Here is a 13767-nt window from a genome sequence, read left to right as displayed (position 1 = left end):
AAGGACGGAACGCATGGCGAACCTCCAGGGCGCTCCTGACTCGCAAGAACGACAGAAGACCGCCCTCGAGCAGTACGGCATCGACCTCACGGCGATCGCCCGCAGCGGCAAGCTCGACCCCGTGATCGGCCGTGACTCCGAGATCCGGCGCGTCTCCCAGGTGCTCACGCGCCGCACCAAGAACAACCCGGTGCTCATCGGCGAGCCCGGCGTCGGCAAGACCGCCGTCGTCGAGGGGCTCGCGCAGCGCATCGTCGCCGGGGACGTCGCCGACTCCCTCAAGGACAAGCGGCTCATCTCGCTCGACATCTCCGCCCTCATCGCCGGCGCCAAGTACCGCGGCGAGTTCGAGGAGCGGCTCAAGGCCGTGCTCAAGGAGATCAACGACTCCGACGGGCAGGTCATCACGTTCATCGACGAGCTGCACACCCTGATGGGTGCCGGCGGCGGCGAGGGCTCCGTCGCGGCGTCGAACATGCTCAAGCCGATGCTCGCCCGCGGGGAGCTCCGGCTCATCGGCGCGACGACCCTCGACGAGTACCGCGAGTACATCGAGAAGGACGCCGCGCTCGAACGACGCTTCCAGCAGGTCTACGTCGGTGAGCCCAGCGTCGAGGACGCCGTGGCGATCCTCCGCGGGCTCAAGGAGCGCTACGAGGCGCACCACAAGGTGACGATCAACGACTCCGCACTGGTCGCGGCCGCGAGCCTGTCGAACCGGTACATCTCCGGCCGGCAGCTGCCCGACAAGGCCATCGACCTGATCGACGAGGCCGCGAGCCGACTCCGTATGGAGATCGACTCCAGCCCGGTCGAGATCGACGAGCTGAAGCGGAACGTCGACCGTTTGCGCGTCGAGGAGTTCGCGCTCAAGCAGGAGAAGGACGACGCCTCCAAGGCCCGCCTCGAGACCCTGCGCAACGAGCTGCGCACCCGCGAGGAACGGCTGGCCGAGCTCGAGCAGCGCTGGCAGGCCGAGCGCGCGAGCCTGAACCGCATCGGTGAGCTCAAGCAGCAGCTCGACGACCTGAACATGCGGTCGCAGCGAGCCCAGCGCGAGGCCGACTACGAGCTCGTGTCCCGGCTGGAGTACGGCGAGAAGCCCCGCATCGAGGCCGAGCTCGCCGCCGCCGAACAGGCCGAGAGCGCCGACCGGATGGTGAACGACAGCGTCACCGACGAGGACATCGCCGCCGTCATCGCGCAGTGGACGGGCATCCCGCTCGGCCGGCTGCTGCAGGGCGAGACCGAGAAGCTCCTGCACCTCGAGAGCGAGCTCGGCCGCCGGATCATCGGACAGCGCACCGCCGTGACCACCGTGTCCGAGGCCGTCCGTCGCACCCGCGCCGGCATCTCCGACCCGGACCGCCCGACCGGTTCGTTCCTGTTCCTCGGACCGACGGGCGTCGGCAAGACCGAGCTGGCCAAGGCGCTCGCCGAGTTCCTGTTCGACGACGAGAAGGCCCTCGTCCGCATCGACATGAGCGAGTACGGCGAGAAGCACTCCGTCGCCCGCCTGATCGGTGCTCCGCCCGGGTACGTCGGGTACGAGGCCGGTGGACAGCTCACCGAGGCGGTCCGCCGCCGTCCGTACTCGGTGATCCTGCTCGACGAGATCGAGAAGGCCCACCCCGAGGTGTTCGACGTGCTGCTGCAGGTGCTCGACGACGGGCGACTGACCGACGGCCAGGGGCGCACCGTCGACTTCCGGAACACGATCCTCGTGCTGACGTCGAACCTGGGGTCGCAGTTCATGACGGACCTGTCCCTGAGCGACGCGCAGCGGGAAGAGGCGGTCCGTGAGCTCGTGCAGCAGGCGTTCCGGCCGGAGTTCATCAACCGGCTCGACGACATCGTGGTGTTCCAGGCCCTGACGGCCGACGACCTCGGGCAGATCGTGTCGCTCGACGTCGACCGGCTGGCTCGTCGCCTGACCGACCGCCGACTCGAGCTCGCCGTCACCCCGGAGGCGCGCGGCTGGCTCGCGGAGCGCGGGTACGACCCGCTGTACGGCGCGCGGCCCCTGCGTCGCCTGATGCAGCGGCAGATCGACGACCGGTTGGCGCGCGCCATCCTGTCGGGTGACGTCCGCGACGGCGACACGGTCCGGGTGGACGTCGCGGCGGACGGCGACGGCCTGACGGTCGAGCCCTTCGAGCTGGCCGAGATCGTCGAGGAGTAGCCCACCACGACGGACAGGAGGCCCGTCACCGGTTCCTGGGACCGGTGACGGGCCGTTCGTCTACCGTCCACGGCATGCCTGAGATCCGCGCGATCCGTCGCCTCACCGACGCCGTCGAGCACGCGAGTGTGCTCGACAAGGCCGTCGACATCGACCGTGCCGTCGTGAACGCCCTCGCCAAGCCGAAGGCGCTGCGCCAGCTGTTGCACGGTGTGCCGTTCGGCCACCCGATCCACCCGCTCATGGTGCAGGTGCCGCTCGGTGCCTGGATCTCCGCCGCGGTGCTCGACCTGGTCGGCGGGAAGGGCAACGCGAAGGCGGCCAAGACCCTGGTCGGCGTCGGGGTCGTCTCGGCGAGCAGCGCGTCGGTCGCCGGCTACGTCGACTGGTCCGAGCTGAACCGCGAGCAGCTCCGCACCGGATGGGTGCACCAGGCCGTGAACTGGACCGGTCTGTCGCTGTACGGCCTGTCGTGGCTGCAGCGGAAGCGCGGCAACCACGGTGCCGGCAAGCTCCTCGGCTTCGCGGGTCTCGCCGTCGTCAGCGTCGGCGGGTACCTCGGCGGGCACCTGTCGTACCGGCAGCGTGCCGGCGTCAGTGAACACGGCGAGGTGCCGTTCGACGCCTGACCCCTTCCCAGGTCCAGCAAAGGTACGTCACGTGTGATGTATCGATGCGCGTACTCGTGGTGGACGACGAACGAGCCCTCGCCGACCTGGTCGCGACGGGCCTGACCCGACAGGACATGGCGGTGGACGTCGCCTACCGCGGCGACGACGCCGACGAGCTGCTGGCGGTGAACGACTACGACGTCGTCGTGCTCGACCGGGACGTCCCCGGGCTGCACGGTGACGAGGTCGCACGGCGTCTGGCCGCACGAGGGGCGCTCACGCGGATCCTCCTGCTCACCGCCGCGGCCACCCTGGGTGACCGGGTGCACGGGCTCGAACTCGGGGCCGACGACTACCTGACGAAGCCGTTCGAGTACCCGGAACTCGTCGCGCGGGTCCGGGCACTGGGGCGTCGCAGCGCCGCGCCCGTCGCCCCGGTGCTCGAGCGCGCCGGGCTCGTCGTCGACACGAACCGGCGGATCGCGACGCGCGACGGCCGGCCGCTCGACCTGACCTCGAAGGAACTCGGCGTCCTCGAGACCCTGCTCCGTGCTGATGGCCGGATCGTCTCCGCCGAGCACCTGCTCGAGAAGGTCTGGGACATGAACATCGACCCGTTCACCGCCGCGGTCCGGGTGACGGTGTCGAAGCTCCGCCGGAAGCTCGGGGACCCCGACCCCATCCGGACGGTATCGGGTCAGGGGTACGCGCTGTGAGACGACGGCCCGGGCTGTGGAGCATCCGGGCACGCACCGCGTGGACGTTCGCGCTCGCGGCGATGGCGCTGGCCACCGGGGTCGTGGTGTTCTCCAACGTGATGTCCTTGGCGGGCGTGGGTGCGGGACTCGACACTGCGGCGGTCCGACGGGCTGCACCAGCGCAGTCCGTCCCGACGTCCAGGCCGGTGCCGCTCGGCGAGGGCTCCGCACGCGGCGACACAAGGGAGGCGGTGTCGGTCGTCCGCCTCGTCGCGGTGCAGCAGTGGCAGTGGTCTGCGATCGGCATCGGCGGCGCGGGGGTCGTGGCCGGCGGGGTCGGGTGGCTGGTCAGCCGCAGGATGCTCCTGCCGATCGACCGGATCACGGCGACCGCGAACCGGATCACGGCGTCGAACCTGCACGAGCGCATCGCCCTCGACGGTCCGGACGACGAGCTGCGGCGGTTGTCCCGCACCGTGGACGACCTGCTCGATCGGCTCGAGACGGCGTTCGAGAGCCAGCGCCGTTTCGTGGCACAGGCGTCGCACGAACTGCGGACGCCGCTGGCGGTGCAGCGGGCCGCGGTGCAGATCGGGCTGCACGACGCGGCCGACCGCGGCGAGGTCCGCGCGACGCGCGAGGAACTGCTGGAGCAGAACCGGCGGACCGAACACCTGGTCGAGTCGCTCCTCGTCCTGGCCGAGGCGGACCGTGGGCTGGCCGGCGCGACGCAGGCCGTCGACGTCGACGAGGTGACGGACGCGGTGATCGCGGCGATGTCCGGGACCGCCGCCGACGCCGGGGTGACCCTCGTCCGCGCAGCCCACACCGGGCCTCCCGGCCTGATCGTCGCAGGCGAGCCGACGCTGCTGCACCAGCTGCTCGTCAACCTCGTCGGCAACGCCGTCGAGTACAACGAACACGACGGGTTCGTCCGGGTCACGACGTCCGCGGCCGGGATCGTCGTCGAGAACTCGGGGCCCGTCGTGCCCGCGTCCGACGCTGTCCGGTTGGTCGAACCGTTCCGGCGCTGCCCGTCCGGCCCCCGTGCGCACCGGCACAGCGGGCTCGGCCTGTCCATCGTCGCCGCGATCGTGCAGGCGCACGGTTGGCACCTGGCGCTCACGGCGCGGCCGACGGGCGGGCTCGTCGTCCGCGTCGACGTTTCGTCGGTGTAACCCGGCCGGTACACGCGCCGAAACAGCCGGTCGGGTGTCCTGGGGTCATGAACACGACCAGGACGACCACCCGTCGGAACCGATCCCTGCTCGCTGCCGCCGCGGCGACCCTGCTACTGCCCGGACTGCTCGCCGCCTGCTCGGGCAGTACGCCCGGGGGAGACGCGGCGTCGACGGCTGACACCGCAGCGAAGGGGTCCTCGCTCGCCGAGTGCATGCGGGACAAGGGCTACGACATGCCGGACCCGGGGAGCGGCTCGGGCCTGCAGCTCAGCGCTCCCGACGGCGTCGACGAGGAGCAGTACCAGGGGGACCTCCGGAGCTGCCTCGACGACACCGCGGGAGCCGGCGACGCCCGGGTCGCGGAGCAGATCCCGGGCGACGACGACCGGACGCTGCGGACGGCGGAGTGCATCCGCGAGCAGGGGTTCTCCGACTACCCGGACGACGAGGACGGCAAGATCCGCTACCAGCCGGACGACCAGGAGGCCTTCGACGAGGTGGCCCGCGCGTGCGACGCGGAGGCGGCGGAGTCCGCCGGTGCGGGGGTGGCACGGTGATGGTCGGCACGCGCCGCCGGACGATCGCGGCCGTCTGTCTCGTGGCCGCACTCGCGGCCGGGACCGGCACGTGGGCGCTCGCCGGACTGCCGAGCGGATCGGCGGCGTCGACGTCCCCGGGCACCGAGGCCGGCGGAGCGGGCGCCGGGGCGACGGCGGTCGTCACGGAGGGAGACCTCACCGACTCGAAGGTGTTCGCAGGGACGCTCGGGTACGGCGCCGCGGTCGGTGTCCCCGGCGCGGCGTCCGGCACGATCACCTGGTTGCCGCGACCCGGCGACGTCATCGAGCGCGACGGGTACCTCTACGCCGTCGACGAGCGCGGCGTCCGGGCCATGTACGGCACGGTGCCGCTGTGGCGCTCGCTCGAGCGCGGGCGGACGGGCACCGACGTGCGGCAGCTCAACGAGAACCTGTCGGCGCTGGGGTACGACGTGTCGGTCGACGACGCGTTCGGTCCACGGTCCGAGCGGGCGGTGCGGCAGTGGCAGGCCGACCGGGGGCACGAGGTCACCGGGGTGCTGACGGCGGACGACGTCGCCTTCGTGGACGGTGCGGTGCGGGTGGCCGCTGTCGACGGACGGCTCGGTTCTGACACCGGGTCGACGGGTGGCGCCGGTGGGGTCGGTGGTGACGGCGTGTCCCGCGGGACCGGCGGTGGCGCCGCCGGCGACGTGCTGCAGGTCACCAGCACGGAGCGGATCGTCATCGTGACGGTGTCCCAGCGCGATGCCGAACGGCTCACCGTCGGCTCGACGGTCGACGTCCGGATCAACGGGGCCGGAGCGCGGATGCCCGGCGAGGTCGTCGACGCGCAGCCGACCACCACCGAGGACGGCGGGTCGAAGGTCGACGTGTCGGTGTCGTTCGACCCCGGTCGGCGCGAGCTGCCCGGTGCCGCCTCGGCGCAGGTCGACGCGCAGGGCACGACCGAGCGCGACGTGCTCTCCGTCCCGGTCGCCGCGCTCGTCGCCGGGGCCGGCGGGGCGTACGCGGTCGACGTGGTGCAGCGCGACGGCACGACGAAGCGGGTTCGGGTCGACCCCGGGTTCACGGCCGACGGGCGGGTGGCGATCACCGGTGCGGTCACGGCCGGCGACCGCGTGGTGGTGCCCACGTGAGCGCCGGGGCCGGAGCGAGCACCGTGCTCGCGCTCCGGGAGGTGACGAAGGTCCACGGGGACGTCCACGCGTTGCGCGGGGTGTCGATGGAGGTGCTCGCCGGGGAACTCGTCGCCGTCGTCGGGCCGTCGGGGTCCGGCAAGTCGACCATGCTGAACATCATCGGCACGCTCGACCGGCCGACGTCGGGCACCGTGACGATCGCGGGCAACGACGTCGCCGTGATGTCCGACGACGCGCTCTCGGAGCTCCGGGCCGACCACGTCGGCTTCGTGTTCCAGCACTTCCACCTGCAGGCCGGAGCGACCGCGGCCGAGAACGTCGCCGACGGGGTGCTCTACGCCGGGGTCCCGAGGCGCGAGCGGCACCGGCTGGCGGTCGAAGCCCTGGGCCGGGTCGGTCTGTCGCACCGGGCGGACCACCGACCGCACCAGCTCTCCGGCGGTGAGCGCCAACGGGTCGCCATCGCGCGGGCCGTCGTCGGCGACCCGACGATCCTGCTCGCGGACGAACCGACCGGGGCGCTCGACACGGCATCCGGCGCGGCGGTCGTCGGACTGCTGCGTGAGCTCAACGCGGCGGGCACCACGGTCGTGGTCATCACGCACGACCTGGACCTCGCCGCGTCGCTGCCCCGACGGATCCGGATGCGGGACGGCCGGATCGAGCACGAGGGCGACCGGTGACCCGGCGTCGGACCGTCGGTGCGGGCGACCTGCTCCGACTCGGGGCGTTCGGGCTGCGGACCCGGCCGGGGCGCGTGGTGCTGTCGGCCCTCGGCATCGCGATCGGCATCGCGGCGATGATCGCGGTCGTCGGGATCTCGTCGTCGAGCAAGGCGAAGGTCGACCAGGTCCTCGACGCGCTCGGGACGAACGTGCTGACGGCCACGCAGGCGCAGGGCTTCGGCGAACCGGTCCCGCTGCCGTCCACCGCGCTCGGTTCCGTGCTGCGGCAGGACGACGTCGAGTCGGCTGCTGCGGTCGGCACGGTGCCGGACACCGGCGTCTACCGCAACGCGTTCGTCCCGGTGCCGCAGACGAAGGGCATCGGGGTGCTGGCCGCGTGGGGTGACGTCCCACGAGTCCTCGGTGGCGAGCTCGCATCGGGCCGGTGGCTCGACGACACGACCGGAGCGCCGCCGCAGGTGGTGCTGGGCTCCCGGGCCGCCGCTGCCCTCGGCATCGAGGACCTGCACCCGGACAGCCGGGTCTGGATCGGCGGGCAGTGGGTGCAGGTGGTCGGGGTACTCGGACCCGTCGCGCTCGCCGAGGACCTCGACTCGCAGGTGTTCGTGCCGAGCGGGTTCGCCGAGCAGCTGGGGTTCGACGGAGTGCCGACCGCGGTCCACGCGCGCGTCGACCCGGCGCACGTCGAACGGTCGAGGGACCGGCTCGCCGGCGCGATCCGACCGGGCGACGCGCAGGACGTCGGGGTGACGCGACCGTCGGACGCGTTGGCGGCGAAGAACGCGACCGACGACTCCTTCACCGGGCTGCTGGTCGGGATCGGGGGCGTGGCGTTGCTGGTCGGCGGCATCGGGGTGGCGAACACGATGGTGATCACCGTCCTCGAACGCCGCGCCGAGGTCGGTGTCCGCCGAGCCCTCGGCGCCCGACGTCGGAGCATCCGCGACCAGTTCCTGGTCGAGTCCTTGCTGCTGTCGTTCCTCGGTGGTGTGGCCGGCGTCGTGCTCGGCGTCGGGGTGACGGTGGTGTTCGCCGTCGCGCAGGGCTGGCCGGTCGCGCTGCCGGTGTGGGCCGTCGTCGGGGGCCTCGGCGCCACCGTCGTGATCGGCGGGGTGTCCGGGCTCTACCCGGCGGCGCGCGCCGCACGGATCCCGCCGACGTCCGCACTGGCGGCCGTCTGACGCGTGCGGTGGACGCGCGCACGGGAGGCCCGGTGCCGGTCCGGCGGACCGGCACCGGGCCTCCAGGCGGTCGCTTCCACACACCGGACGCGAGTCGCAGATCATGCCTGGTCATGACCACCTGGTCAAGCACCTGCATCGATCTGTTCGACATCCGTGATGCCCCGGAAACACGCGGATCGAAAGCGGTCACAGGGACCGATCCAACGGTTGACAAGGGGCCCCGCAGGGTCTTCTATTGCGAATACGCAACGTCCTTTCATAAAGGTCGGACCAAGGGAGTCATCGTGACACGAACGCGTTTCGCCGCACTCGGTGCGCTCGCCCTCGCAGGCGCGCTCGCCCTCACCGGGTGCTCCGCCGGGAGCAACGCCGCTTCCGACGGCGGCACGAAGTCCATCGGCACGCCCGATGGCACGGGCAAGACCATCACCGTCTGGATGATGAACGGCGACCTGAGCGACAAGGTGCTCGACGCCGCCGGCAAGCAGTTCACCGCCGACACCGGGGCGAAGGTGAAGATCCAGACCCAGCAGTGGGACGGGATCACCACCAAGCTCACCACGGCGCTCGCGCAGAGCGACGCCCCCGACGTCGTCGACCTCGGCAACACGCAGGTGCCGGTCTACGCGGCCGCCGGCGGGTTGACCGACCTGACGCCGTACCGCGACGAGCTCAAGGACGGCCAGACCTGGCTCACCGGGCTCGAGGGCCCCGCCACCGTCGACGGCAAGCTCTACGGGGCGCCGCTGTTCGCCGGCAACCGGGCCGTGGTCTACGACAAGCAGGTCTGGAAGGACGCTGGCGTGACCGACGTGCCGACCACCTACGACGAGCTCACCGCCGACCTCGACAAGGTCAAGGCCGCCAACCCGGCCAGTGACTTCTCCGCCTTCTACATGCCGGGGCAGTACTGGTACGGCGGGCTGCAGTGGGTCTGGGACGCCGGCGGCGAGATCGCGACGGACAAGGGCGGCAAGTGGACCGGCACGCTCGACTCCGCGGACGCGGTCGAGGGGCTGACCGCCTGGAAGGACTTCCAGAACACGTACTCGGCGAAGTCCACCCAGGACATCAACACCGACAAGCCCTCGCAGAGCGACGTCTTCGCGCAGGGCAACACCTCGGCGTTCCTCGGGTCCGCCTGGGAGATCGGCTCGATCACGACGGCGAAGCCGGAACTCGCCGATCGCATCGGCACGTTCCCGATGCCGTCCTCGACCGCGGGGAAGACGCAGCCGGTGTTCCTCGGCGGCTCCGACCTGGGGATCCCGGCCAAGGCGAAGAACCAGGAGCTCGCGCTGTACTACCTGAAGATCCTGACCTCGAAGGAGTTCCAGCAGGACCAGGTGTTCGGGGTCGACGGCTGGGAGCCGAACTCGACCGAGCTGCTCGACGCGGTCGCCGGCGACGTCGACGAGCTGCACAAGCCGTACTTCGAGGCGGCCGGCACGAGCCGACCGACCCCGGCCACGCCGGGCTGGGCCACCATCGAGGGCGACGCCTCGTTCCAGTCGATGTTCGCCGACGTCGCCACCGGCCGGAAGTCGCCGGAGCAGGCCGCCGAGGGCTTCTCGAAGCACCTCACGACCGCGCTGAACGCGCAGCCGTAGGCGATGACGTCCACTGCGGAGCCGGTGACCGACGCGGAGCAGTCCGCGCCGGGCACCGGCGGGCGGGGCACCGGCGGCCGGTGGACCGGCGGCCGACGGGTCGACGGGCCGGTGCAGGGGCCGTCGCGGGGTGTCCGTCGGGGTGGGCGCGGCGCGGGTCGTCGGTCGCCGGTCGGGTCGCGGGCGCCGCTCGTCCTGCTGGCCCCGGCGGCACTGCTGCTCCTCGCCCTCGTCGTCTACCCGCTCGTCCGGCTCGTCATCATCTCGTTCCAGGACTACGGACTGCGGGCGATCTTCACCGGGCAGGCCGGCTTCACCGGGCTGACGAACTACACGGACGTCCTGACCGACGCGTCGTTCTGGCCGGTCATCCTGCGCACCGTGCTCGTCACGGGCGCGATGGTCCTCGGCACGATCGTCATCGGCATGGGGGTGGCGCAGCTGCTCACCCGTCTCGGGGTCGCGATGCGCACGATCGTCAGCGTCGTGCTCGTGCTGGCCTGGGCGATGCCGAACGTGGCCTCGAGCCTGGTCTGGCAGTGGCTCTTCCAGCCGTTCTACGGCGTGCTCAACTGGCTCATCACGCAGCTGCGGGTGTTCGGCGACCACACGCAGGACAACTGGGCGTCGCACCCGGGGCAGGCGTACACGATCGTGCTGACGCTCGTCATCTGGCAGGCCGTGCCGTTCGTGGCGCTGACGCTCTACGCCGCGCAGTCCCAGATCGCGCCGGAGTACTACGAGGCGGGTGCGCTCGACGGGGCCTCGGTGTGGACGATGTACCGCGCGATCACGCTCCCGGCCCTCGCGCCGACGCTGCTGCTCGTGTCGATCCTGTCGGTGATCTGGGACTTCAACGTCTTCAACCAGATCTGGCTGCTCACCCGCGGCGGACCGGAGGAGGCCACGTTGACGCTCGGCATCTGGACCTTCGTGCAGTCGTTCGTGTCCAATGCCTACGGGCAGGGCGCGGCGATCGCCGTGATCTCGACCCTGATCCTCGGGGTGCTCACCAGCTACTACATCCGCCGGCTCGTCCGGAGCGGGGAGGAGGACCTGTGACCGTCCCTGTCCGGAAGCGCAAGCCGCGCATCGTCGCGAACACCATCGCCGTGGTGTTCTGCCTGGTCTGGGTGTTCCCGATCTACTGGATGGTGAACACGGCCTTCAAGCCCGCCGACGAGGTCACCACGATGACCCCGATCTGGGCGCCGCTGCACCCGACGCTCGACAACTTCACGCGGGCGCTCACGCAGGAGGGATTCCTGGTCTACCTGCGCAACTCCACCATCGTCGTGGTGGCGGCCGTGCTGCTGTCGATCGTCGTCGGGTTCCTGGCGTCGGCGGCACTGTCGCGGTTCCGGTTCCGGGGTCGGCGGGCGATCCTGGTCGCGATCCTGTTCGTGCAGATGATCCCCTCGGGCGCACTGCTCATCCCGCTGTTCCTGTCGTTCCAGACCCTGGGGCTGCTGAACAGCTACGTCGGGCTGATCCTGGCGTACGTGGCGAGCGTGCTGCCGTTCTCGATCTGGGTGATGCGCGGCTTCTTCGTGGCCGTCCCCGTCGAGATCGAAGAGGCCGCGAAGGTCGACGGCGCCGGCACCTTCCGGATCCTGTGGAGCGTGCTGTTCCCGCTCGTCATGCCCGGGGTCATCGCCACGAGCGTGTTCGCGTTCATCGCGGCGTGGAACGACTACCTGATCGCGTACGTGATGCTCAAGGACCAGGGGATGTACACGCTGCCGGTCTGGCTCGCCGGGTTCTCGACGAACAAGGGCACGGACTTCGGTGGGCTGATGGCGGCGAGCGTGCTGTTCTCGATCCCGGTCGTGGTGTTCTTCCTGATCGTGCAGCGCCGGCTGGTCAGCGGGATGACGGCAGGTGCCGTGAAGGGGTAGCGCTCGGACGACCGGCACCTGTGTGGTGCTGCGCCCCGGTCCACTTCGAGCGGACCGGGGCGCTGTCGCGTGGTCAGAACACCCCGCGTGCTCGCCTGCGAACGGTCACGGAGCGTCGGTTGGCGCCCTCGCACCCGACACTTCATGACCCCACGGGCTCCGGCTCGCGACGTGTCGTGACCGCGGCAGGACACCCCCAGCACCTGTGGACGTGTTGGTTGCGTGACGGAACGGTTGCGTTCTTGTGGGTTTCAGACGTACAGTGCTCGAAACCCAACGGAACGAAGGAGTTCGGGCATGTACGCAACCGAGCGGCACACCGCCATCGCCGCCGAGCTGCAGTCCGCCGGTCGCGTGTCGGTCGCCGGTCTGGCCGAGCACTTCGACGTCACCACCGAGACCGTTCGCCGTGACCTCGACGCCCTCGAGTCCGCCGGGGTCCTGCGCCGGGTGCACGGGGGAGCGGTCCCCGTCGGCCGCTCGAGCGTCGTCGAACTCAGCGTCGCCGAGCGCGAGGGGCAGCACGGCACCGCGAAGTCAGCCATCGCCCGCGCCGCGATGCGCCTGGTGCCGCCGACCTTCACCGGCTCGATCGCACTCGACGCCGGCACCACCTGCGCCGCCGTCGCCTCCGAGCTCGCCCGCTGGGAGCCCGAGGTCGCCGGCTCGACGATCACCGTCATCACGAACTCGGTGCCGATCGCCGCGACCCTGCAGCACAGCGAGCACCTCGAACTGCACCTGCTCGGCGGCCGCGTGCGTGGCGTCACGAGCGCCGCGGTCGGCACGGCCACCGTCGAGCAGATCGGCGCGCTCCGGCCCGACGTGGCGTTCATCGGCACGAACGGCCTGTCCGCCGGCTTCGGTCTGAGCACCCCTGACGAGTACGAGGCCGCCGTGAAGGGCGCCTACGTGCTCGCCGCCCGACGGGCCGTGGTGCTCGCCGATGCCGCCAAGCACGGCGTGGAGGCCCTGATGCGGTTCGCGCGCCTGGACGAGATCGACACGCTCGTCACCGACGAACAGCCCCCGGCCGACCTCGCCGGCGCGCTCGCCGACGCCGACGTCGAGGTGGTCGTCGCATGAACGCCCGCATCGTCACGGTCACCCCGAACCCGTCCCTCGACCGCACGATCGAGCTCGCCGGCGAACTGCAGCGCGGCGCCGTCCAGCGTGCGACCCGGTCCACCGCGGAACCCGGCGGCAAGGGCGTCAACGTCTCCCGCGTGGTCGTCGCGAGCGGCGGGGACACCGTCGCCGTCCTGCCCGGCGACGAGCTCGACCCGGTCCTGCTCGGCCTGGCCACACGCGGCATCCCGACGGCCGCGCTGGCGATCGGGGCGCCCCTCCGCTCGAACGTCACCGTGACCGAACCGACCGGCACCACGACGAAGCTCAACGAACCCGGCCCCTCGCTCGCCGGCCGCCTCGACGACCTCGCCGCCCTGGTCGCCGACACCGCCGCTGCGACCGCCACCGGCCCCGCCGCCCGCTGGGTCGTGGTCGCCGGGTCGCTGCCGCCCGGTCTGCCCGACGACGCACTCGCCGTGCTCGTCCGGGCCGTCCGTGCCCGCCACGGTGCCGACGTCCGGATCGCCGTCGACTCGTCCGGGGTGCCGTTCACCGCGCTGCTGCAGTCGGGCGAACGGATCGACCTGGTGAAGCCGAACGCCGAGGAACTCGCCGAGGTCGTCGGCGGCGACCCCGAGGAGTACGAGCGCGACCTCGACGCCGCGGTGGCCGGAGCCCAGCGGCTGCGGCGGAGGAACGTCGGCACGGTCCTGCTCACCCTGGGCAGCGCCGGCGCCGTGCTGGTCTCCGACGAGGGGGCGTTCGCCGCCGCCGCACCGAAGATCATCGCCCGCTCGACGGTCGGCGCGGGGGACTCCTCGCTCGCCGGGTACCTGCTCGCCGAGGTGGCCGGAGCCTCGCCCGAGCAGCGTCTCGCACAGGCCGTCGCCACGGGTGCCGCTGCCGCAGCCCTGCCCGGTAGCGACGTGCCGGCACTCGACCACACCTGTCTCTTATACACATCT

Annotated in this window: 13 protein-coding genes; all 13 read left to right on the top strand. The window is 71.6% G+C overall.

Going from position 1 to position 13767, the window contains the following annotated elements:
- Positions 1–13: 13 nt before the first annotated feature.
- The gene (locus DEJ03_RS16480) at positions 14–2182 is read left to right on the top strand and encodes an ATP-dependent Clp protease ATP-binding subunit (protein ID WP_110865463.1); all 2169 of its coding nucleotides are present in this window, start codon (positions 14–16) and stop codon (positions 2180–2182) included.
- 74 nt (positions 2183–2256) lie between these two features.
- The gene (locus tag DEJ03_RS16475) at positions 2257–2811 is read left to right on the top strand and encodes a DUF2231 domain-containing protein (RefSeq protein ID WP_071246123.1); all 555 of its coding nucleotides are present in this window, start codon (positions 2257–2259) and stop codon (positions 2809–2811) included.
- 44 nt (positions 2812–2855) lie between these two features.
- Positions 2856–3509, top strand: coding sequence for a response regulator transcription factor (locus DEJ03_RS16470; RefSeq protein WP_110865462.1), 654 nt, complete (start codon positions 2856–2858; stop codon positions 3507–3509).
- A complete protein-coding gene (locus tag DEJ03_RS16465; RefSeq protein ID WP_110865461.1) occupies positions 3506–4669 on the top strand; it encodes a HAMP domain-containing sensor histidine kinase in 1164 nt (387 codons plus the stop codon). The genes DEJ03_RS16470 and DEJ03_RS16465 overlap by 4 nt, the downstream gene beginning before the upstream one ends.
- 47 nt (positions 4670–4716) lie before the next feature.
- Complete coding sequence (locus DEJ03_RS16460; protein ID WP_110865460.1) at positions 4717–5229, top strand: hypothetical protein; 513 nt, start codon at positions 4717–4719, stop codon at positions 5227–5229.
- Positions 5229–6350: a peptidoglycan-binding protein gene (locus DEJ03_RS16455; protein WP_110865459.1), complete on the top strand. Its 1122-nt coding sequence runs from the start codon at positions 5229–5231 to the stop codon at positions 6348–6350. The genes DEJ03_RS16460 and DEJ03_RS16455 overlap by 1 nt, the downstream gene beginning before the upstream one ends.
- Positions 6347–7036 carry an ABC transporter ATP-binding protein gene (locus tag DEJ03_RS16450; RefSeq protein WP_220034157.1) on the top strand — a complete coding sequence of 230 codons (690 nt, stop codon included), beginning with the start codon at positions 6347–6349 and terminating at the stop codon, positions 7034–7036. The genes DEJ03_RS16455 and DEJ03_RS16450 overlap by 4 nt, the downstream gene beginning before the upstream one ends.
- A complete protein-coding gene (locus DEJ03_RS16445; RefSeq protein WP_110865458.1) occupies positions 7033–8220 on the top strand; it encodes an ABC transporter permease in 1188 nt (395 codons plus the stop codon). The genes DEJ03_RS16450 and DEJ03_RS16445 overlap by 4 nt, the downstream gene beginning before the upstream one ends.
- 287 nt (positions 8221–8507) lie before the next feature.
- Positions 8508–9833: a sugar ABC transporter substrate-binding protein gene (locus DEJ03_RS16440; RefSeq protein WP_220034156.1), complete on the top strand. Its 1326-nt coding sequence runs from the start codon at positions 8508–8510 to the stop codon at positions 9831–9833.
- 3 nt (positions 9834–9836) lie between these two features.
- Positions 9837–10895, top strand: coding sequence for a carbohydrate ABC transporter permease (locus tag DEJ03_RS16435; RefSeq protein ID WP_110865456.1), 1059 nt, complete (start codon positions 9837–9839; stop codon positions 10893–10895).
- Complete coding sequence (locus DEJ03_RS16430; protein WP_258370892.1) at positions 10892–11731, top strand: carbohydrate ABC transporter permease; 840 nt, start codon at positions 10892–10894, stop codon at positions 11729–11731. The genes DEJ03_RS16435 and DEJ03_RS16430 overlap by 4 nt, the downstream gene beginning before the upstream one ends.
- 297 nt (positions 11732–12028) lie before the next feature.
- Positions 12029–12817: a DeoR/GlpR family DNA-binding transcription regulator gene (locus DEJ03_RS16425; protein WP_071404329.1), complete on the top strand. Its 789-nt coding sequence runs from the start codon at positions 12029–12031 to the stop codon at positions 12815–12817.
- Positions 12814–13767, top strand: a 954-nt coding sequence (locus tag DEJ03_RS16420) for a 1-phosphofructokinase family hexose kinase (protein WP_110865455.1), incomplete at its 3' end; no start/stop codon positions are given. The genes DEJ03_RS16425 and DEJ03_RS16420, both read left to right, overlap by 4 nt.

It is taken from the genome of Curtobacterium sp. MCLR17_043 (genome assembly GCF_003224215.1).
In the GTDB taxonomy this organism is placed as follows: domain Bacteria; phylum Actinomycetota; class Actinomycetes; order Actinomycetales; family Microbacteriaceae; genus Curtobacterium; species Curtobacterium flaccumfaciens.
Note: the sequence above shows the minus strand (reverse complement) of the source record. Positions and strands in the feature narration are given on the sequence as shown.

Bases quoted from the DNA above. Each gene is read 5' to 3' on its own strand.
- DEJ03_RS16435 (WP_110865456.1), top strand. From the start codon at position 9,837: ATGACGTCCACTGCGGAGCCGGTGACCGACGCGGAGCAGTCCGCGCCG.
- DEJ03_RS16475 (WP_071246123.1), top strand. From the start codon at position 2,257: ATGCCTGAGATCCGCGCGATCCGTCGCCTCACCGACGCCGTCGAGCAC.
- DEJ03_RS16460 (WP_110865460.1), top strand. From the start codon at position 4,717: ATGAACACGACCAGGACGACCACCCGTCGGAACCGATCCCTGCTCGCT.
- DEJ03_RS16470 (WP_110865462.1), top strand. From the start codon at position 2,856: ATGCGCGTACTCGTGGTGGACGACGAACGAGCCCTCGCCGACCTGGTC.
- DEJ03_RS16455 (WP_110865459.1), top strand. From the start codon at position 5,229: ATGGTCGGCACGCGCCGCCGGACGATCGCGGCCGTCTGTCTCGTGGCC.
- DEJ03_RS16480 (WP_110865463.1), top strand. From the start codon at position 14: ATGGCGAACCTCCAGGGCGCTCCTGACTCGCAAGAACGACAGAAGACC.
- DEJ03_RS16425 (WP_071404329.1), top strand. From the start codon at position 12,029: ATGTACGCAACCGAGCGGCACACCGCCATCGCCGCCGAGCTGCAGTCC.